A 19,676-nucleotide genomic window follows, 5' to 3' on the forward strand; every position below is an offset into this window, starting at 1 on the left:
TTTAGTAAAAGATTTGACCTGTGCGTATTTAAATCTATAAATTAAATGCGGAAAATGAAAGGTGTTTTTTACTTTCGGTACGTATTCTATGACAACTAACGCACCTTATATCCTCGGAGTAGACATTGGCACGGGCAGTGCCAAGAGCGTGGCGGTAACGCCGGCGGGCCATATCACCGCCGCCCACAGGCAAACATACCCAACCCAGCATCCGCAACCCGGTTACAGTGAACAGGACCCGGAACAGATCATCGCCGCCATCATCATCACCATCCGCAAAACGGTGGAAGAAATGAACGCCGCACCGGCAGCCATTTCCCTCAGCTGCGCCATGCACAGCCTGATGGCCGTAGACGGGAACGGAACGCCATTGACGCCGCTGATGACCTGGGCCGACAACCGCAGCGAGGCTTTCGCCGCCGCCCTTAAAAACTCACCGGCCGGGAAACAGATCTATGCCGCCACCGGTACGCCGGTGCACCCGATGTCGCCGCTTTGCAAAGTGCAATGGCTGCGGGAGCATGAGCCCGAAGTGTTTAAAAAGGCAGCCTGTTTTATCGGCATCAAGGAATTGTTCCTGTTCCGGTGTTTTCATGAATTCATCATCGATCACTCTCTCGCTTCCGCCACGGGTATGTTCGACATCCGGCAGCTCGACTGGCACGCCGCCGCACTCGACGTGGCCGGCATCACGGACGACCGCCTGCCTATTCCCGTGGAAACGACGCGGTTGCTGATAGGCATGGATGAAGCGATGGCGGAGGCTATGGGTGTGCCGCCAGATACCCTCATCATGGCCGGCAGCAGCGATGGTTGCCTGGCGCAACTGGGGAGCGGTGCGGTAGAGCCGGGCCATGCTGCGCTTACCATCGGCACCAGCGGCGCCATCAGGATGATGACGCGGCAGCCGGCCGAAGATCCGCAAAGCCGCCTGTTTTCATATGCGCTCACGCCAGAACATTATGTTTGCGGCGGCGCCATCAATAACGGCGGCGGTGCGCTGCAGTGGTTTTCCAAAGCATTCCTCCCATGGTCCGATTATAATAATTTTCTCAAAACCGCTTTCACGGCGCCGCCAGGCGCAGAAGGCCTGTTGTGCCTGCCATACCTGCTGGGCGAAAGAGCGCCCGTGTGGGACAGTGAGGCGCGCGGCGCCTACATCGGCATCGGGCAGCAGCATACGTCCGCGCATTTTCAGCGCGCGTTGATAGAAGGCATCTGTTTTGGTTTGTACAGTGTGGCCGAAGCCCTCGAAAGTGTGGTGACGCCGGTGAAAGAAGTGACGGTGAGCGGCGGGTTCACCGCTTCTCCGCTCTGGATACAGTTGCTGGCCGACATTTTCCAGAAACCCATGCTGCTGCACCAGGAAGAAGACGCGTCCGCTCTCGGGGCCGCGATGCTGGCCTGGCATGCGCTGGGTAAAACGGATGCATGGCGGTTCAACCCGGTAGGCACGGCGCGCGTGTTTGAGCCGGAGAATACGCACCGGAGCTTATATATGCGTAACTACAAAGCCTACAGTCTTTTGTATCACCAGCTGAAAGATGTGATGGAGGTGTTGAAGGGCGCCTAACAATCTTACGCCCCGCGGTCGAACATTCTTTCCAGGTCGTTCAGTTTAAAGGAAATAAAGGTGAAGCGGCCGCCCGGTGAAACGTTCGGCGTGGTGCAGGCAAACAATTCATCGATAATATTCTGCATTTCCCTCGTGCCCAGCATTTTGCCGGCGGGGATGGCGTTGTTGCGGGCCATGGCGCGCACGAGCTGTTCCCTGCGGTTATGTTTCAGTTCGCTGCTGTAATGTTTGAACTGTTCCAGCAAACCTTCGATGCTGGCCTGTTCGTTGCCGCTCTGGATGTCGGCTGGGGTGCCGCGCACCACGAAAGTCTGCTGACCGAAAGGTTCCAGGTCGTAGCCGAGCGCCTGCAGATCGGGGAGCATTTCCGAGATCACGATCGCATCCGCGGGCAACAACTCCAGCGTTTGCGGGAAAAGGCTTTGCTGCGTGGCGATGGGTTTTTCTGAAAGCGCCCGCTGGTAACGTTCATACAGGATGCGTTCGTGCGCCGCCCGCTGGTCGATCAGGATGAAGCCCGATTTGATCTGCGAAAGAATGAACTGCTGATGCACCTGCACCGGCACCTTCTGGTCTGTGGCCGCTTCCTGCCAACGCTCGTCGATCACGGAGGCCGTGGATGAAACAGGCTGTTCGGAAGGAACGGTGTTTTCATTGTCCGGCGTCAGGGCCGGGCCGTACAGTTCTTTCCAGTGGCGGAGGTTGCTGCTCTGGTCGATCACGTGCGCCTGGTTGGCGTGGGTGAACGTTTTATAGATGGAGGTGTTGGAAGACTGCTGTTTTTTCTGTTCCGTGAACGGCTGCGTCAATGCATCCAACTGCTGGATACCGGGATCGAGCTCGAAATCGAGCGCAGGCGTTACGCTGAACTGGGCGAGGGCATGTTTGATGGCCGATTGCACGAATGCATAGAGGATACGTTCGTCGTCGAACTTGATTTCCTGTTTGGTGGGATGTACGTTGATATCCACATGTGCAGGGTCGAGGTCGATGAACAATACATAAAGCGGAAAGCTGTCGGAAGGAATCATTTCCGCGAAGGCTGTCATCACCGCGTGATTGAGATAGCTGCTTTTGATGAAGCGGTTATTGACGAAGAAAAACTGGTCGCCACGGGTTTTTTTGGCCGTTTCCGGTTTGCCCACGAAGCCGTGGATGTTCATGTAATCGGTGGTTTCCTTGACCGTTACCAGTTTGGCGTTGTAGTGCTGCCCCAGGATGCTCACCACGCGCTGTTTCAGCGAGCCTTTTTCAAGGTGGAACATTTGCTGGCCATTGCTGTTGAGCGAAAACTGGAGATGGGGGAATGCGAGGGCTACCCGGATGAACTCATCCACGATGTGCCGCATTTCCGCGGCGTTGCTTTTGAGGAAATTCCTGCGGGCCGGCACGTTGAAGAACAGGTTCTTCATGGCGATGCTGGTGCCCGGTGCGGTTTGGCAGGGCTCCTGGCGTTTGATGACGCTGTTGTCTATTTCGATGAAAGTGCCTACGTCTTCGTGAGGGCGGCGGGTTTTCATTTCCACCTGGGCCACGGCGGCGATGGAAGCCAGTGCTTCACCGCGGAAACCCATCGTGCGGATGTGGAAAAGATCGTCGATCGACTGGATTTTGGAGGTGGCATGGCGCTCGAAGCACATCCGGGCGTCCGTATCGCTCATTCCGCTGCCGTTGTCTATGACCTGCACCAGTTCTTTGCCTGCGTCCCTTATAAAAAGTTGAATTTCAGTGGCGCCTGCGTCTACCGCATTCTCGAGCAGCTCTTTCACTGCCGACGCCGGGCGCTGAATTACTTCCCCTGCTGCTATCTGGTTCGCTATATTATCCGGTAACAAATTGATGATATCCGCCACTTGCCTGCCTTTTGGCGTAAAGGTAGGAATAAAAAAATATGTTAAATAAAAGTGGTGCGGCAAACCAATCGGGATGTGGTTTCGTACCTTTAGGGACGAACTTCCGGCCGCGAATCAAAAGTGTAGTATTGTTATTGGTGTTAAAGCGTAGTTAACGCAAAATCAAATCTTAGTATGAAAACGTGGAAACTTATAATTTTACCGTTATTAATATTGTTTAGCCATTGCACATATTCTCAGAACGGAGGCAAAATAAAATCCATGGAAGAAAAAAAGAATCCTGCGTACTCCCGCACGGATACTGGTAAAGTAAACCTTACAGACGCAGAGTGGAAAAAAGTATTACCGAAAGAAGTATATGACATTGCCCGGGAGAAAGGCACGGAATGGGCATTCACAGGAAAATATTGGGATCACAAGGAAAAGGGCACTTATTATTGCGCGGCCTGCGGGAACCCGCTTTTTGTTTCGGACACCAAGTTTGAAAGCGGATGCGGCTGGCCCAGTTTTTATCAGCCCATCAGTAAAACCAGCGTGATTTACACACCCGACAACTCTCATGGCATGCAGCGTACGGAAGTGCAATGCGGCCGCTGTAAGGCCCATCTGGGGCATGTTTTCGACGACGGGCCGCCGCCAACCGGCCTGCGCTATTGCATCAATTCCGTTATCCTCGATTTCGACAAAGCGCAGGATGCGGAAAAGAAGTACAAAGAAAAGGAATAACATCCCCGGATACCTGACTATATGCTGCCGGTACAAACGCTCCAGTACCGGGTGAGGCATTTGCATGTTACCCCCGCCAAAATCAGTATATTTATTAAAACATAGCATATGAAGGCATTAACCGTTCTTGCCTGGTTCACGGGCATCATCCTGGTTGTGTTCGTGATATTGCTGATGGCGGCCCCAACCAAAGTTCATATCGAAAAATCCCAGACCATCAACGCCCCGGTACAGGTTGTATGGGATTACATCACCCGGTTCGAAAAATTCAATCAATGGAGCACCTGGCGCAAAATCGAACCAGAAGCGCAATACCGCATAGAGGGGGTAGACGGCACCGTGGGCGCCGCCACGTCCTGGAAAGGGAAAAAGCTGGGCGAAGGCCGGCTGGAACATCTTTCGCTTAAACCATTCACCGAAGTACGGCAGCGGCTCCAGTTTTTCGAGCCTTTCGAGGGCACGTCCGATGTGTATTATCTCGTTCGCGAGGCCGCGGGCGTCACCACCGTTACCTGGGGCATCGACGCAGCATATCCCCGCCCGCAGAACATCATGGGCATGTTCATGAAACGCAGCCTGGAAAACGATTTTTCCCAGGGACTGCTGAACCTGAAAAACGCTGTGGAAGCGGAAAAAACAGTACCGCAACTTCCCGCCGCGGCTACCTCACCGGCGGCAAAAGAAGGAGAACGGCCGGAAATGGCATACTGGACGGTGCGCAGCGAAGTAAGCACCAAAGATATCAGCGGGTTTTACGCCGCCAGCCTTCCGCGGATATTCAAAGCCGTGAATGAAGCCCGGCTGAGCCCCGGGGTGCCCGCCGGCCTGTATTACAGCTGGGACGAAAAAGCGGGCAAAACGGACATGGCCGCCGCGGTGACGCTGGAGGCCAAAGGAACGCCACCTGCCGGGATTACCGCCGTCACGCTTCCCGCTGGTAAAATCGTGTATGTTGATTTTTATGGCCCTTATGAGCGCACGGCGGAAGCGCATGCCCTCATCGAAAAATACCTCCGCGAAAAAGGGCGGACCTCCAAATGGCCGGTATTGGAAGAATACATCACCGACCCGGCAACGGAAAAAGACAGCACGAAATGGCTGACGAGGGTGGTGTATTATGCAGATTGACGCAATGTGGCGCGAATGAGTGGGGGTAAAAGCCTTTTGGCGCGACTATTAACAGAGCAGGCAAAAAAATGGCATATTCCGGCAATAGGGATACTGCGGTCAGGTATTGGCAAAGGGAAGAAACAGGAAAAGAGCGGGAAGAAGAAAACCAGGTCAGGAACTTACATCGGCCAGTTCATAAGTGTTCGGCTCGAACTCAATGATGTCATACACGGCCAGCTGGTATTTGTCGAACGGGTCTTCGGCCAGAATGGCCTCCACCTCGCGCCGGCTGCCTGCCTTACAAAGAATAACTGCCCCTGTGCGCGGCTTTCTGCGCCCGGAAAGGATGAAACGGCCTTCCTTGTACTGTTTTTCCAGGAAGGCGTTGTGGGCCTCCAGGTAATGCTCGATGGCAGCCAGGGGCCTGATGTACTGTAGCAGGATCAGGTACATAGTTTAAACGGTCTTTCGAATAAAAATGGTTAAAAATCAGAATGTTTACAAAGGTAGACAAATTGTTGGTAGTAGCGCCTTTCCGGCAGCCGTTCAACAAAAATTAAACGTATTAGCAAAAAAGCTTGTATTTTCGCGGGTAATTTTCAAATCCATTTAACTCTCATTATGAAACGAATGTTTTCAAGGGCACTCCTTCTTTTATCGGGAATTGCCGTGTTGTTGTTGTCAGCCTGTTCCAAAGCGCCTGAGCAGGGCAAGCACATCCCTAAAACCGCCGCCCTGGTATTAGGCATCAATTCCAAACAAATTCAGGAGAAACTGGTAACAGAAGGCCTGACTGTCGATAAACTGTTCGAAGCCGTACAACAGAAAGATACGAGCAACGAAATGGCGAAAGCCCTGAAAGAAGCCGAGAACTCCGGCGTGGACCTGAAAGGCGACGTTTTTGTGGCCATGGTACCCGGCGACAAAGGCAACGGTTATGTGATGGCGGTAGCCAAACTGAAAGACGCTGCCAAGTTCGAAACGTTCCTGAAAGAAAAATCCAAAAAAGAGATCAAAGCGGGTAAAGACTTCAAATTCATGGAAGACGAAGACGGCGCGGTAGGTTTCAACAACGAAACCATCATCGGCGTATTCTCCTTTGACGCTAATAAATTCGGCGGCGACGCTTACGGCCCGGAAAACGATCCGTTTGCAGCCCTGGGCGACTCCGCTGCTCCCGCAGCGCCTAAAGCCCCGGAAAAAGCCAACGCGCCTGAAATCCTGGACGGCCTCTTCCACCTGAAAGCGGATGAGTCTGTAGGCACCATCGAATCGTTCAAAGCGGTTCAGAAAGAAAAAGGCGATGTACTGTTCTGGATGAGCAGCGAGCAGATCTACGCTTTCAACCCCGGTACTCCTTCCGGCGTGGCCGCATTGGTATCTACCAACGTGAAAAAACTCACCGCAGGTTCATTCCAGACCGCCGCTGTGCATTTCGAAAACGGCAAAATCAAAGTAAACAGCAATGCCTATGCCGGTACCGAAATGAAAGAGATCATGAAGAAATACCCCATGGAGAAAGTGAACATGAGCATGCTGGAAACATATCCTTCAGACAATGTACTCGGTTTCGTGCTGATGAATTTTGACCTGCGCATGCTGGGCGACATTCTCAAACTGGTAGGAATGGACGGTTTTGCCAACATGGGCCTCGCCGAAGCAGGCATCACCCTCGATGATGTGCTGAAAGCTTTCAAAGGCGAATTCGCCCTGATCGGCTCAGACTTCAGCGTGGTAAGCCAGCCCTCCGCATGGGATTCTACCTATAAAACCACCAAACCCCAGGCTAAATGGGTATTCAACCTGAAAGTAGGCGACAAGGCGGCTTTTGAAAAAATCATGAGCTCTCCCCGCATCGCGCCGATGTTCACCAAAAAAGGCAACGAATATGTGCCGAACGAAGGCCTCTCCGGCGAAATGGGCGTTTCCATCAGCAACGAGCGCATCCTGCTGAGCTCCGATGCCGAACTGATGGCCGCTTACGCTGCCGGCAAAGGCAAAGTGAAACTCGACGAGGGTATCGAAAGCAAAGCAAAAGGAAATGTGATGAGCATGTACTTCAGCATCGAAAAAATGGTGAACAACATTCCTGCCGAAGAAATGAAAGTGCCGGACAGCGTGCTGAACGACATCAAAGGCCTGCTGAAAGACTTCACGGTTGCCACCGAGCCCTACAACGGCACTTCCCAGAAATCGACCATCGAGCTGAACTTCAAAAACGAAGGACAGAATACGCTGGTACAGCTGGCGAACTTCACCCAGAAAATGTACAGCTACTATCTTTCCAAAAAGAAAGAAGACGAAGCTGCATGGGGTGAGCCGGCCATCGACTCCGCCGCCGTGGCAGTACCGGTAGATACAACCGCTGCCGCCGTTGCGCAATAAATACGATGAATCAGCATTCAGATAAAAAAGCTGCTCCCGACGGAGCAGCTTTTTATTTGGGGGAATATTCTATATTTAACATTCCACATCAGGCCACTTAACAGAACAGGAACATGCAGATCGCTTTATCTGCGGTGGTGCCCGTGCCGCTTCGCGAAAAGGTGATGCAGCAGCAATCGGACATCTGGAACCGCGACATTACATTCAACCCCGGGCAATTTATCAAAATCAAAGCGCCCTCGGGCACCGGCAAAACCACGCTGGTGCACTATCTCTATCATATCCGGTACGACTATACGGGTACGGTGAGCATAGACGGCAAACCATGGGCGGCTTATTCCGGCGACCAGCTGGCCGCCATGCGCCAGCAGCAGATCAGCGTCATTTTCCAGGACCTCCGTTTGTTCGATCAGCTCACCGCGCTTGAGAACGTGGAATTGAAAAGAGTGATGCAGCCGCAGCCGATGTATACACAGGAAAAAGTGCATGAATTCGCGGCCCGGCTGGGCGTGAGCCATGTGCTGAACCAGAGCGGCGCCACATTGTCGTACGGCGAACGGCAGCGCATCGCCATCATCCGGTCGCTGATGCAGCCCTTCCAATGGCTGATGATGGACGAGCCTTTCAGCCACCTCGACGAAGCCAATACCGCCAAGGCGGCGCAGCTGATTGCCGAAGAATGCCGCAAACGCAACGCTGGTCTCATTCTTACCGACCTCGATCACGACAACCATTTTGATTACACCGTAACCCATCTTTTATAACATGCAGTTTTACCAGTTACTCAAAAAAATCATCCGCACCGGTGTGGGCAAAGGTCGGTTCTGGATGGCGGCCATCGGCCTGGGAATAGCGATGCTGCTGATCCTGGTGGCGCTGCAGGTGCATCATAATTTTTCAGAATTATTATACAGCGAAAAAAACCAGAACGAGCGGGCCGACTTCCTGGTGATCAATAAAAAAATCACCAACAGCATGATGGGCCGCCCCGATCTCACCACTTTCACCAAAGCCGAACTCGACGATTTTGCCGCGCAGCCTTTTGTGCAGGGCCTGGGCGTGATCACGGCCGCGCAGTTCAATGTCAAGATGGTGGCCGATCAGCTGGGCTTTTCCACCGAAATGTTTTTTGAAGCGGTACCGGACAGTTTTATCGATGTAAAAAGCGACGAGTGGAAATGGCAGCCGGGCCAGATGGTGATACCGGTAATTGTGCCCCGCGATTTCGTGGACATGTTCAACTTCGGGTTTGCGCTGGGCAACAGCATTCCCCAGTTTTCCGAAGAAACCATCAAAACCCTCAGCCCGGGCATCGTGATCAGCCAGGGTATCCGTACCGGACAGTTTGCCGGAAAAATCGCCGGCTTTTCGGATCGTATTTCCACCGTGCTGGTGCCGCAGTCGTTTATGGACTGGGCCAACAGCGTATATGGCGCCGGCGCGGCCAAAGCGCCTTCCCGCATCATCATCAAAACAAAAGACCCCAGCAGCACCGTGCTGGCGGATTACCTCGAAAAACACGGGTTTTCGACGGACACCGAAAAAACCAAATACAGTAAAATACGCGGCATCGTGCAGGTGATCGTGAGCGTGGTCGGCTTTTTCGGCCTGGTGCTGCTGATGTTTGCCCTGCTGGTGTTCAGCATGTTTATCCAGCTGGTGATCGCCTCGTGCAAAAAGGAGATACGCCTGCTCATCACGCTGGGCGCCGCGCCGCGGCAATTGCAGGGTTACCTGCTGAAACAGTTCGTGCCGATGTACCTCGTGATCGGTGTGCTCGCGCTCGTGCTGGTAGCGGGCCTGCAGTGGTGGGTGTCGGGCATACTGGCCAAACACAACATGTTCGTGCCGCAGATCCCTTCCATCGCTGCCATACTGGCTACTGTGGGTATCCTGGCGCTCGTGTATCTCGTCAACCTGTTTTCCGTCAAAAAACATATCGCGGGCATGTAAGCATTTATCTCAACCTGTTCAACCAAAGTCATGAAAAAGATCCTCTTGCTTTTATTCACCGTATGCGGTGCGCTGCCCGGGCTGGCGCAAAAAACCATTTTACATTGCGGTACCCTGATCGACGGAGTGTCTGACCAGCCGCGGCGGCAGATGTCGGTGATCGTAGAAGGCAAAAAAATCACCGCGGTGCAGGCGGGATATGCTACACCGGCGGCCGGCGATAAAGTCATCGACCTGAAACAGCAAACCGTGATGCCAGGCTGGATGGACATGCATGTGCACCTGGAAGCCGAAACCAGCAAAACCCTGTATGCCGATAAGTTCACACAAAACCCCGCCGACCTTGCCTACATGAGCGTACGCTACGCGGAACGCACACTGATGACGGGTTTCACCACCGTGCGCGACCTTGGTGGCACGGGTGTCAACATCGCGCTGCGCAACGCCATCAACAAAGGCCTTATTACCGGCCCGAGGATATTTACCGCGGGTAAGTCCATCGCCACCACCGGCGGCCATGCAGACCCCACCAACGGTTTCCGGAAAGACCTGATGGGCGACCCCGGTCCTGAAGCCGGGGTGGCCAACGGCCCCGACGAATGCCGGAAAGCCGTGCGCCAGGCGTATAAAAACGGCGCCGACCTCATCAAGATCACCGCCACGGGTGGCGTACTGAGCGTGGCCAAAGACGGCAGCAGTCCACAGTTTACCGACGAGGAGCTGGCCGCCATCGTGAGCACCGCCCGTGATTATAATATGAAGGTGGCCGCGCACGCGCACGGCACCGAAGGTATCAAACGCGCCATCCGTGCGGGCGTAAACTCCATTGAGCACGGCACACAGATGGATGAGGAAGGCATGAGCCTGGCCATCAAAAACGGCACCTGGTATGTACCCACCATCACGGCGGGCCGCTCCGTGGCAGACTCTGCCAAAATTCCCGGCTATTACCCCGAGATCGTGAAACCCAAAGCGCAGGCCATCGGCCCACAGATACAGGGCACCTTTTCCAAAGCCTGGAAAAAGGGCGTGAAAATCGCCTTCGGCACAGATGCCGGGGTGTTCATGCACGGACGCAACTGGCTGGAATTTACCTATATGACCGAAGGCGGCATGCCCGCTATGGATGCCATCAAATCCGCCACCAGCAAAGCGGCCGAACTGCTCGGCGTGCAGGACCAGCTGGGCAGCATCGCGCCCGGCAAAACGGCGGATTTTACGGCGGTAGACGGCGACCCGCTCAAAGACATACAGGCCATGGGAAAGGTGAGCTTCGTGATGAAAGACGGCTTGATTTTTAAACACGGAACTGCTAACTTGTTGTCCGTTCAAAACAATAAAACCATGGCCGACACAAAAAAATTCGTGCACGTTGTCAATTTCTACCTGAAACCGGGCCTTTCCGCCGCGGACGTGAAGAAATTTGAAGAAGGCGTGAGCTCATTAGGAAAAATAGAAACGCTGCTGGTGTTCAATGTGGGTAAACCCGCCAATACCGACCGGCCCGTAATAGACAAAAGCTACAGCTACTGCCTGCTCACCGTTTTTAACAGTGAAGCCGGTCATGATATTTACCAGGAGCATCCCGTGCACCTGGAGTTCATCAAAAACTGCAATCACCTCTGGGAGAAAGTAGTGGTGTTCGATTCGGAAACGATCGGACAATAAGATAAACGGGAACGGGGCTTTAAAAGCCCCGTTTTTTTATGCGGATTCGTAAGGAAGCGTGAAAGTATGCTTCACCCGTTTAGATAGCTGCATCACCGGTATCCAGATGGCCGCCGGTAAAATCGCGGAAAGCAGCGTGGAGAACTGATCGGTGAAATTATTGCTGCCCGTCAGTGCGTCTGCTATGCCGAAATCGACGAAAGCCCACACCACATTAAAAGCCAGCATAAAAGAAAACACTCTCGGGAAAATATCCCGTTTGCGGAAAAACAGCAGCAGGTTAAAAATCGTAACGGCCAGTAAAAACACATTACAGATCACTTCCAGCAGCAGAAATGCCTGGATGAGAGAGATATTCTTGCCGCTGAAAGTAGCCGGAAGGTTCATCCATACGTTGCCCTGGAATACTTCGAGTCCGAAAACCGTAGTCACTACACGAAACGGAGAAATCACCACACCGATCGCCAGCAGAATCAGCCAGCTCCCGATGTCCCATGGCTGCTGTACGGGATAGGATGAGGGTAGGGAACGCTTATAATACTTTGTGCCCAGCTGTGCAAAAAAGGCTGCCGCTGCGAGCGCCAGCAGTATCGCCAGCCAATTGACGCCTCCCGCCCAACGGCCGCCGGCGGCCGCCGTGTCGCCCGCGCCGGGCCGCCAGGTAAGACTGATGTTGGCGGCATCATTCAGGGCATTCATATCCTGCCGGTACTGATCCAGGTCTTCCCGGGGGATATGGTCCATTGTGGACTCGAAAGAATAACGCAGCTGCACTGAATTCATTACGGCGGCCGGTTTCGAGATAAAGCGGTATCCTTCACGCCGGATATCGATCTTTTCCTGTGCCACCTGCCATTCCTGGGGGAGGGTTATGATGATCGAATGTTGCACGTTCATCGGGAATTCAAGCGCCACGGGTGTTTTTCTGCCTTTGTCGATAAACACCAGCTTACTGGTCAATATGTGAGCAGGGGTCGTGAAAGATTGCATCATGCCGTTTGCGCTATCAATCGTCCACGGTTCGTAAATGGTATAAGATTCAGATACGGAAATCACATTCGCCGAATCGTTGTCGGAAATCCGGATGGAGTCGCGCATTTCCACCTTCCCATACTTTTTGCTGTAGAATTCGGTATAGGAGGTTTCCATATCACTGAGAGCGGAATTGGCGGATGAGGCGCGAAAGATGTCCGCCTGCATGCCTTTATAAATGCTGGTAACCAGCAGTTGCGCAGTGTCGTTTTCAATGCTGTGGATAGTGAAGAGCTCCGTAACGTCGAGCGTCCCGGTGTTTTTCACAGGGATGTCTGAAAGGGCGGTGATGCCTTCCTTTACGAGCAGCGCTTTTCTGAATAAAGGATTATAGCGGTTATGCAGGCGGCCACGCTGGTAGGCCTGGGTGGCATCTATCCAGTAGTCGACATCCCTGTAACGGGCCTTTACGATCACATGATTAAATCGTGCGGGGGAAGGGAGGCGGTCTGCAATATGCCCTCTTAAATCAGTGTGTACATAGGCGACGTCTGCTTCAATGCCCTGCGCCCGAAGCAGCGTCGTCAGCAGCAGCGCTTTGTCTTTGCAATCGCCGAAACGTTGCCTGCACACTTTTTCCGGCGTATTGGGGCGGTGTGAATATTCTCCCATTTCAATACCCATGTAGCGGATGTCATCCTGCACAAACCGGATGGCCGCCTCGAAATACTTCGCGGTATCGTTGCCAGCCTGTTTCCTGAGCCGGACAATCCTGTTCGCCACCTCGTTCCCGTTCATCGGCACGTTATTGACCGATGCGCCCCAGCGAGCCACCGCAGCCCAGTCTGTAAACTCACTGATGTCTACGTAGGGGAAATCTGCATACCACGAAGGCTGATAGTCTTCCGGCTTCAGGCGGAAAACTTTATTGCTTAAATCCCACTCATACAGGCGCAGACCGTTCAGCATTTTTTCTACCGGACGGGGTGCGCCCTGGTAATATTTGAAATGAAGCGGCCGCGCCGGCGCCGCGATGAGCGCTTTATAAAAATTGGCGACCGGTTCATACACCGTCAGGTAAAGGGTGTTGGAGTAGAGACCATTAAAAATGGGATTTTCTCCAATAATGGAATAGGCATATTCGATCTGATCGCCCTTTCGCACATCTTCCAGGATAAGATAGGCGTTGTACTGTCCGCTATATATGAACATCGACAGCTCTTCTTCCTGTTGCAGTACTTTGATACGAGACAGGTTGAGCTGGTTGATCACCTGGCCGTTGCGGCGGATCAGAATCTGGTGGAACTGCAGCTTTTCATATTCCGGGCTGTAGTCGACGCTGATTTCCGAACCATTTTGTATGCCTGCTTCGGATTCTATCTGGCGGATGATATGGCGGTAAACGGTTTTCTTTTCAATGTGGTGTTGCTCTTCATACAGCAGCTGATAGTAGCCGTCGCTGAAATCTTTGGCGTTTACTTTACGGGTGAGGTCGGGTTGATAAAGCGCCAGCCACGATGGAGCGGGCGATGCAGAAATATTTTTGGACTGGGCTCTGAGAAGGCATGGCGCCAGCAAGAGAGCGGCAAGGAATAACAATCGGTACATGGGACAAAAGGTATAAACAGACAATATTAATACTCTACCGTTAACGCGTACACGGCAAACGTCGCCAGCCAGTGCTCGCCGGCGTAATCACCGCTTGCTACATGCGGCAGGGCGGCATGCAGGTGGCGGTTGGCCAGTTCCCTGATGGCGTTGCCATTTTCGCCCACCTGGCGGGCAATGCCGTACAGGCACCAAGCGCGGCTGAGGTTCAGCCCGTCGAGGTGTACCAGCTTCCCGTCTGTGCGGTCTTTCACGGCCGCGATGCTGAACAGCTGCGGGTCTTTTTCAAACAGGCCGGGCAGAAATTCCTTCACCCAGGTTTTATAGGTGGCTGCCGGTAATATCCGCCACATCAGGTCGGCTTCTTCGAGGCAGGGCGATAAAAAATCATAGCCACCGGGCTCCCAACTGGCGGGGCAATTCCGGTCTTTGGCGTAGAAACGCATGGCGGCTTCGCGGATGGCGGACTGGAGGGCCGTGTCCCTCGTGACCATGCCGTAATCCCAGGCGAGGCGGAGACCGAAGGCCAGGTTGGTATGCTCGCCCACACGGATGGGATAGACGATTTTTTTCAGGAAGTCGCGCCAGGCGTTGCTGAAGTGCCAGGCCAGCGGGGCGATGTTCTGCCGCAGCTGGCGGCCCAACGGATCGTCCCAGGTGATAAGCTCCGTTTGCAGCTGCATCAGCCAGCTCCAGCCGTAGATGCGCTCGAAGCCTTTGTTTTCCTTGTTCCGGAACAGGAGCATTTCCTGCCGGATATTTTCCTGCGAGAGATTTTCTGCTAGTTTCTGCCGGATCTCCGCCGCATTCGGCAGGTCGGGGTACATTTTCAGCAAACGCACCAGCATCCAGTGCCCGTGGACGCTGCTATGCCAGTCGTAGCACCCGTAAAAAGCGGGGTGATAAGTTTGCGGCGCTTTCAGGTACGAAGAGTCCGAAAACACGATGCCCGTTTTATACGGGAATGCGTGCTGCATGCATTTGAGCGGCAGCGCTGCGAAGTGAAGGGCGCCGGCGGTAGTGAGCCGCATCTGTCCGTCTTTTTCCGTGTAGAGGGACATTTGCGCAAAACCATTGGAATACCACAACAGGCATACAAGCAGGGATAAAACTCTCATATCAGCGGTTGAGTAACAGTTTGAAATAGAATGACGGGCGGGTGAGTTTTTTCCGCAGGTCTACTTCATAAAACATGCTGGAAATCACGTCACGCAGTTGTTTATTCCTCATGCCCATTTTCATGAGCCAGTTAAACAGGCGGGGATACTTCACCAGTTGCTGCAGTTTGTAACTCAGGCGCAGCTCCGGGCCCAGTACGCGGTACACGCTTTCGTCGTAGGCCATCATCGTTTCCGCCGAACAATCACCGGTATCCAGACAGGCGGCAGCCTGTTTGGCCGCGATGGCGCCGCAGTAAATGGCGTTGCCGATGCCTTCCCCGGTAAAAGGGTCGATGATAAAAGCGGCATCGCCCACCAGCATATACCGGCTGCCGGAAAGGCGCCGTTTTTTGGAGCCCAGCGGCAGGCCGTAGCCATCGAGGCTGCTCACCATCTCCGCATCGCGGAAACGTTCTGCAAATATCGGATCCTGCTTCAGCGTGTCTGTGAGCAGGGTTTTGAGATTGATCTTCCGGTCGCGCACCGCATCGCTCAGCATATCCATGCCTACATTGGCTTCGCCGTTGGGCAGGGGGAATATCCAGAGATAACCCGGCAGCAGGTTTTTGAGAAAATGGAGCTCGATGAAGCTGTCCTGGTGTGTGCCTTTCACGCCTTTGTAATAAGCGCGGATACCGGCGGCATAATATTTCGGTTCCATGCGGATGTTGGCCACATCGCGGGTGAAGGAAGAATGTGCGCCGTTGGCCACGATCAGGATTTTAGCTTTTACCTGGAAGTCGCCGGCGTTGTTGGACAGCAGGTAGCCATCCGTTTCTTCCGTGTATTTGTCGATGCTGACGCCTTCGAACAACTGCACATTTGGGCTGCGCTTCAGTTCATCCACCATAAAATTGTCGAAGTGGATGCGTTTGCAGACGAAGCCGATGGGGGAATCCGATTGTTTGTTGTAGTTGGGTTTGTACGGAACGTCCATGCTTTGGCGGCCGGGAGAAACGAAGGTGACGCCCCAGCTGTTTTCTTTTTCCGCGAACTGTTGCAGGCGGTCTGCAATGGCGGGATCGATCTTCTGCAGGCCGGTGATAACCTTACCGCTCAACCCGTCGCCACACACCTTGTCGCGGGGGAAGACCGCTTTGTCCACTACAACGCAGGGAATGCCGAGCCTGTCGAGTTGCAGGGCCGTGGTGGCGCCGCCGGGGCCTGCTCCGATAATACATACTGATGTGGTGATCATAGGTCGCCAAGATACGTATTCTGGCGGCGCTGTGGAAATATATATCTTTGTCCAAAACCGATAATTATGTTTGGAGACTTGTTTGGAAAACTGCAGGAGGCGCAGCAGAAAATGAGCGATACGAAGGAGCGCCTCAAGAATATTACCGTTGCCGGAGAAGCGGGTAACGGCGCCGTAAAGGTAGTGGTAACCGGCAACCGCGAGGTACAGAGCCTGGAGGTGGCGCCGGAACTGCTGAGCGCGGATAAAAAGGAGGAGCTGGAAGACCTGCTGATCACCGCTCTGAATCGCGCGCTGAAAAATGCGGAAAATACCTGGGAAGCGGAAATGAAAAACGTGGCGGGCGGTATGCTCGGCGGCATGGGCCTTCCCGGAATGTAAGGCATAAAAAAACCGTCCCAACTTTAGTCGGGACGGTTTCATATCCTTTTGTCTTTATCTATTACACTTAGCTAACCTCTTCCGCTTTCAGCATCTTTTGGTACTTCTTCCTCTCTTCTTCATCCAGGATGGTTTTGCGCATACGGATGTGGTTCGGTGTTACTTCGATGCACTCGTCCTGCTGGATGTACTCCATGCACTCTTCAAGCGTCATCAGTATTTTAGGCGCAATGTTCGCAGCACCATCGGTACCGCTTGCACGCATGTTGGTCAATTTTTTGCCCTCGTTGGGGTTTACCACCAGGTCGCCGGGTTTGTTGTTTTCACCGATGATCATGCCTTTGTAAACCTCTTCTCCCGGATCAACGAAGAATGAACCTCTGTCCTGCAGTTTATCAAGGGAATAACCGGTAGTGGTACCGCCTTCCTTAGCACAGAGAACACCGTTGTTACGGCCGGGGATGGGGCCTTTCCAGGGTTTGTAGTCATTAAACCTGTGTGCCATTACCGCTTCACCGGCGGTGTTGGTCAGCATCTGCGTACGCAGGCCGATCAAACCGCGAGAAGGAATCTCGAATTCCAGGTGTTGCATTTCACCTTTGGTTTCCATGATCAGCATTTCTCCTCTGCGGCGTGTAACCAGGTCAATCACTTTAGAAGCAAATTCCTGCGGAACGTCTACCACAAGTGTTTCAAACGGTTCGCATTTTTTGCCGTCGATGATTTTGGTGATTACCTGCGGCTGACCTACAGTCAGTTCATATCCTTCGCGGCGCATGGTTTCTACCAGTACACCCAGGTGAAGGATACCGCGGCCATATACCATGAAGCTATCTGCAGTTTCGGTATCGTGCACACGCAATGCCAGGTTCTTTTCCGTTTCTTTCATCAGGCGGTCGCGCAGGTGACGGGAGGTCACGAACTTGCCGTCTTTACCAAAGAAAGGAGAGTTGTTGATGCTGAACAGCATGTTCATGGTCGGTTCGTCTACGCTGATAACCGGCAGCGCTTCGGGATTTTCGAAATCTGCGATGGTATCGCCGATACCGAAATCTTCGATGCCTACTACCGCACAGATGTCTCCGGCAATAACTTCCTGTACGCGTTTTTTACCAAGCGATTCGAAAACATATAATTCACGTACACGGGTCTTTTTGATGGTGCCGTCTACCTGCACGAGGCTGATAGGCTGGTTTTCAGCGATCTTGCCGCGGGTTACTTTACCTACGGCGATACGGCCGAGGAAAGTAGAGTAATCGAGGGAAGTGATCTGCATTTGCAGGGTGCCTTCGTTTATTTTCGGCTCGGGAACGTGCGTAAGGATGCCGTCGAGCAGGGGAATAATGTCTTCACGGGGTTCCAGGGAATCGTTGAACCAACCGTTTTTACCGGAACCATAATAAGTGGGGAAGTTCAATTGGTCTTCCGTGGCGTCCAGGTTAAAGAACAGTTCAAACACGGCGTCGTGCACTTCATCAGGGCGGCAGTTGGCCTTATCCACCTTGTTGATCACCACAATCGGCTTCAGGTTAAGCTGAAGCGCTTTTTGCAGTACGAAGCGAGTTTGCGGCATGGGGCCTTCGAATGCGTCCACCAGCAATATTACCCCATCCGCCATTTTCAGCACGCGCTCCACCTCCCCACCGAAGTCGGCGTGGCCCGGAGTGTCTATCACGTTGATTTTCACGCCCTTGTACATCACGGACACGTTTTTGCTGAGGATGGTGATACCGCGTTCCTTTTCCAGGTCGTTGTTATCCATGATCAGTTCACCCGTTTCCTGGTTGGAGCGGAAAACGTTCGTAGAGTGCAGGATTTTATCCACCAGGGTAGTTTTTCCGTGGTCTACGTGTGCGATAATGGCAATGTTTCTTATTTGCATAAATAAATTGTGTGATTTAGCTACGCTTTCAGGCATTTCCGTTACCGGGCCGGACGGCGCAACTCTTAAAAGAGGCGCAAAGGTACGCATAATCTGCGTAATATGGCGGGGTTCGGTCTTAAATTACTGTGAAATAACATTTCTTTGGGCACCATATTTGTGCTATCCGTTGATGATTAATAGTCAATAAGTTATGTGGAGAATGTGCTTACTGTTGTTAACGGCTGTGACCGTTCAGGCCCAGAATATCCAGCCGCTCGACGCGGAACTGACCGGATATGCATACCCTTACCCCGTCCAATTCTTCCATTTCAGCAGCCAGCAACAGCCGTTGCGCATGGCGTATATGGACCTGCGGCCGGCCCGGCCCAACGGGAAAACGGTGCTGCTTCTGCACGGTAAAAACTTCTGCGGGGCGTATTGGGACAGTACGGCGGCCGCCCTGGCGGATAAGGGATTCCGGGTGGTGATGCCCGACCAGGTGGGGTTTGGTAAGTCGACGAAACCGGCCCACTACCAGTATTCCTTCCAGCAGCTGGCGCAAAACACCAGGGCCCTGCTGGATTCCCTGGGTATCCGTAAAACTGCCGTGCTGGGGCATTCCATGGGGGGCATGCTGGCTACCCGCTTTGCTTTGATGTACCCGGCGATGACGGAAAAACTGATCCTCGAAAACCCCATCGGCCTCGAAGACTGGAAAACGGTAGTGCCGTATCAGCAGGTTGACCAATGGTACAAAGGCGAGCTTGCGCAGGATTACGAGAAAATCAAAAAATACCAGCTCGACAATTACTACGCCGGCCAATGGACGCCCGCCTACGATAAATGGGCGCAGTTGCTGGCTGGCTGGACGCGGCATCCTGATTATCCCCGAGTTGCCTGGAACAACGCGTTAACGTACGATATGATTTTCACCCAGCCCGTTTGTTACGAATTTCAGCATGTGCTGGTCCCCACGCTGCTGATCATCGGCCAGCGCGACCGTACTGCCCTGGGCAAAGCGTCGGCGCCGGATTCCGTGAAAAGTAAGCTGGGCAATTATCCTGTTTTGGGCCGCAAGGCCGCGGCGCAAATCAAAAATGCAAAACTGGTGGAACTGGATAACGTGGGGCATCTTCCGCACGTGGAGGCGTTTTCGCGGTTTATGGAGCCGTTGCAGGGGTTTCTACAATGACCGGGGCAGTCCGGATGTCCGTGCGCTCAG

15 protein-coding genes are annotated in these 19,676 nt (G+C 53.4%); 9 read left to right on the plus strand and 6 right to left on the minus strand.

What is annotated here, in order from left to right:
• Positions 1 to 88: 88 nt before the first annotated feature.
• The gene (locus tag EGT74_RS09170) at positions 89 to 1,573 is read left to right on the plus strand and encodes a gluconokinase (RefSeq protein ID WP_123846209.1); all 1,485 of its coding nucleotides are present in this window, start codon (positions 89 to 91) and stop codon (positions 1,571 to 1,573) included.
• A 5-nt stretch (positions 1,574 to 1,578) separates the two neighbouring features.
• Here EGT74_RS09170 and mutL read toward each other — a convergent pair whose 3' ends face one another.
• A complete protein-coding gene (gene mutL / locus EGT74_RS09175; RefSeq protein ID WP_123846210.1) occupies positions 1,579 to 3,429 on the minus strand; it encodes a DNA mismatch repair endonuclease MutL in 1,851 nt (616 codons plus the stop codon).
• Between the two features lie 261 nt (positions 3,430 to 3,690).
• On the opposite strand from mutL, the gene msrB reads away from it, so the two are divergent.
• Both msrB and EGT74_RS09185 read left to right on the plus strand, forming a co-directional pair.
• Entirely contained in the window at positions 3,691 to 4,155 is a 465-nt protein-coding gene (gene msrB, locus EGT74_RS09180; RefSeq protein WP_317126364.1) for a peptide-methionine (R)-S-oxide reductase MsrB, read from the plus strand.
• A 108-nt stretch (positions 4,156 to 4,263) separates the two neighbouring features.
• Complete coding sequence (locus EGT74_RS09185; RefSeq protein ID WP_123846212.1) at positions 4,264 to 5,283, plus strand: SRPBCC family protein; 1,020 nt, start codon at positions 4,264 to 4,266, stop codon at positions 5,281 to 5,283.
• Between the two features lie 153 nt (positions 5,284 to 5,436).
• On the opposite strand, the gene EGT74_RS09190 is transcribed toward EGT74_RS09185, so the two are convergent.
• Positions 5,437 to 5,718 carry a YciI family protein gene (locus tag EGT74_RS09190; protein ID WP_123846213.1) on the minus strand — a complete coding sequence of 94 codons (282 nt, stop codon included), beginning with the start codon at positions 5,716 to 5,718 and terminating at the stop codon, positions 5,437 to 5,439.
• A 168-nt stretch (positions 5,719 to 5,886) separates the two neighbouring features.
• Between EGT74_RS09190 and EGT74_RS09195 the strand changes: the two genes are divergently transcribed.
• The 4 genes from EGT74_RS09195 (at position 5,887) to EGT74_RS09210 (ending at position 11,271) form a co-directional block, all read left to right on the plus strand.
• Positions 5,887 to 7,650 (plus strand): DUF4836 family protein, encoded by a 1,764-nt coding sequence (locus EGT74_RS09195; RefSeq protein ID WP_123846214.1) that lies wholly within the window; start codon positions 5,887 to 5,889, stop codon positions 7,648 to 7,650.
• Positions 7,651 to 7,763: 113 nt separating this feature from the next.
• Positions 7,764 to 8,414 carry an ATP-binding cassette domain-containing protein gene (locus tag EGT74_RS09200; protein ID WP_123846215.1) on the plus strand — a complete coding sequence of 217 codons (651 nt, stop codon included), beginning with the start codon at positions 7,764 to 7,766 and terminating at the stop codon, positions 8,412 to 8,414.
• A gap of 1 nt (position 8,415) precedes the next feature.
• Positions 8,416 to 9,603, plus strand: coding sequence for an FtsX-like permease family protein (locus EGT74_RS09205; RefSeq protein ID WP_123846216.1), 1,188 nt, complete (start codon positions 8,416 to 8,418; stop codon positions 9,601 to 9,603).
• Between the two features lie 30 nt (positions 9,604 to 9,633).
• Complete coding sequence (locus EGT74_RS09210) at positions 9,634 to 11,271, plus strand: amidohydrolase family protein (protein WP_158618070.1); 1,638 nt, start codon at positions 9,634 to 9,636, stop codon at positions 11,269 to 11,271.
• A 36-nt stretch (positions 11,272 to 11,307) separates the two neighbouring features.
• On the opposite strand, the gene EGT74_RS09215 is transcribed toward EGT74_RS09210, so the two are convergent.
• The 3 genes from EGT74_RS09215 to EGT74_RS09225 are packed head-to-tail and all read right to left on the minus strand — an operon-like array spanning position 11,308 to position 16,209.
• Complete coding sequence (locus tag EGT74_RS09215) at positions 11,308 to 13,851, minus strand: DUF3857 domain-containing protein (RefSeq protein WP_123846217.1); 2,544 nt, start codon at positions 13,849 to 13,851, stop codon at positions 11,308 to 11,310.
• 26 nt (positions 13,852 to 13,877) lie between these two features.
• A complete protein-coding gene (locus EGT74_RS09220) occupies positions 13,878 to 14,969 on the minus strand; it encodes a DUF2891 domain-containing protein (RefSeq protein ID WP_123846218.1) in 1,092 nt (363 codons plus the stop codon).
• A 1-nt stretch (position 14,970) separates the two neighbouring features.
• A complete protein-coding gene (locus EGT74_RS09225) occupies positions 14,971 to 16,209 on the minus strand; it encodes an NAD(P)/FAD-dependent oxidoreductase (RefSeq protein WP_123846219.1) in 1,239 nt (412 codons plus the stop codon).
• Positions 16,210 to 16,275: 66 nt separating this feature from the next.
• Between EGT74_RS09225 and EGT74_RS09230 the strand changes: the two genes are divergently transcribed.
• Positions 16,276 to 16,590, plus strand: a complete 315-nt coding sequence (locus tag EGT74_RS09230) for a YbaB/EbfC family nucleoid-associated protein (RefSeq protein WP_123846220.1) — start codon at positions 16,276 to 16,278, stop codon at positions 16,588 to 16,590.
• Between the two features lie 67 nt (positions 16,591 to 16,657).
• Here EGT74_RS09230 and typA read toward each other — a convergent pair whose 3' ends face one another.
• The gene (gene typA / locus EGT74_RS09235) at positions 16,658 to 18,472 is read right to left on the minus strand and encodes a translational GTPase TypA (RefSeq protein WP_123846221.1); all 1,815 of its coding nucleotides are present in this window, start codon (positions 18,470 to 18,472) and stop codon (positions 16,658 to 16,660) included.
• Positions 18,473 to 18,665: 193 nt separating this feature from the next.
• Here typA and EGT74_RS09240 point away from each other — a divergent pair, with 193 nt between their 5' ends.
• A complete protein-coding gene (locus EGT74_RS09240; RefSeq protein WP_123846222.1) occupies positions 18,666 to 19,646 on the plus strand; it encodes an alpha/beta fold hydrolase in 981 nt (326 codons plus the stop codon).
• The last annotated feature ends 30 nt before the right edge of the window (positions 19,647 to 19,676 follow it).

The organism is Chitinophaga lutea, assembly GCF_003813775.1.
Classification (GTDB): domain Bacteria; phylum Bacteroidota; class Bacteroidia; order Chitinophagales; family Chitinophagaceae; genus Chitinophaga; species Chitinophaga lutea.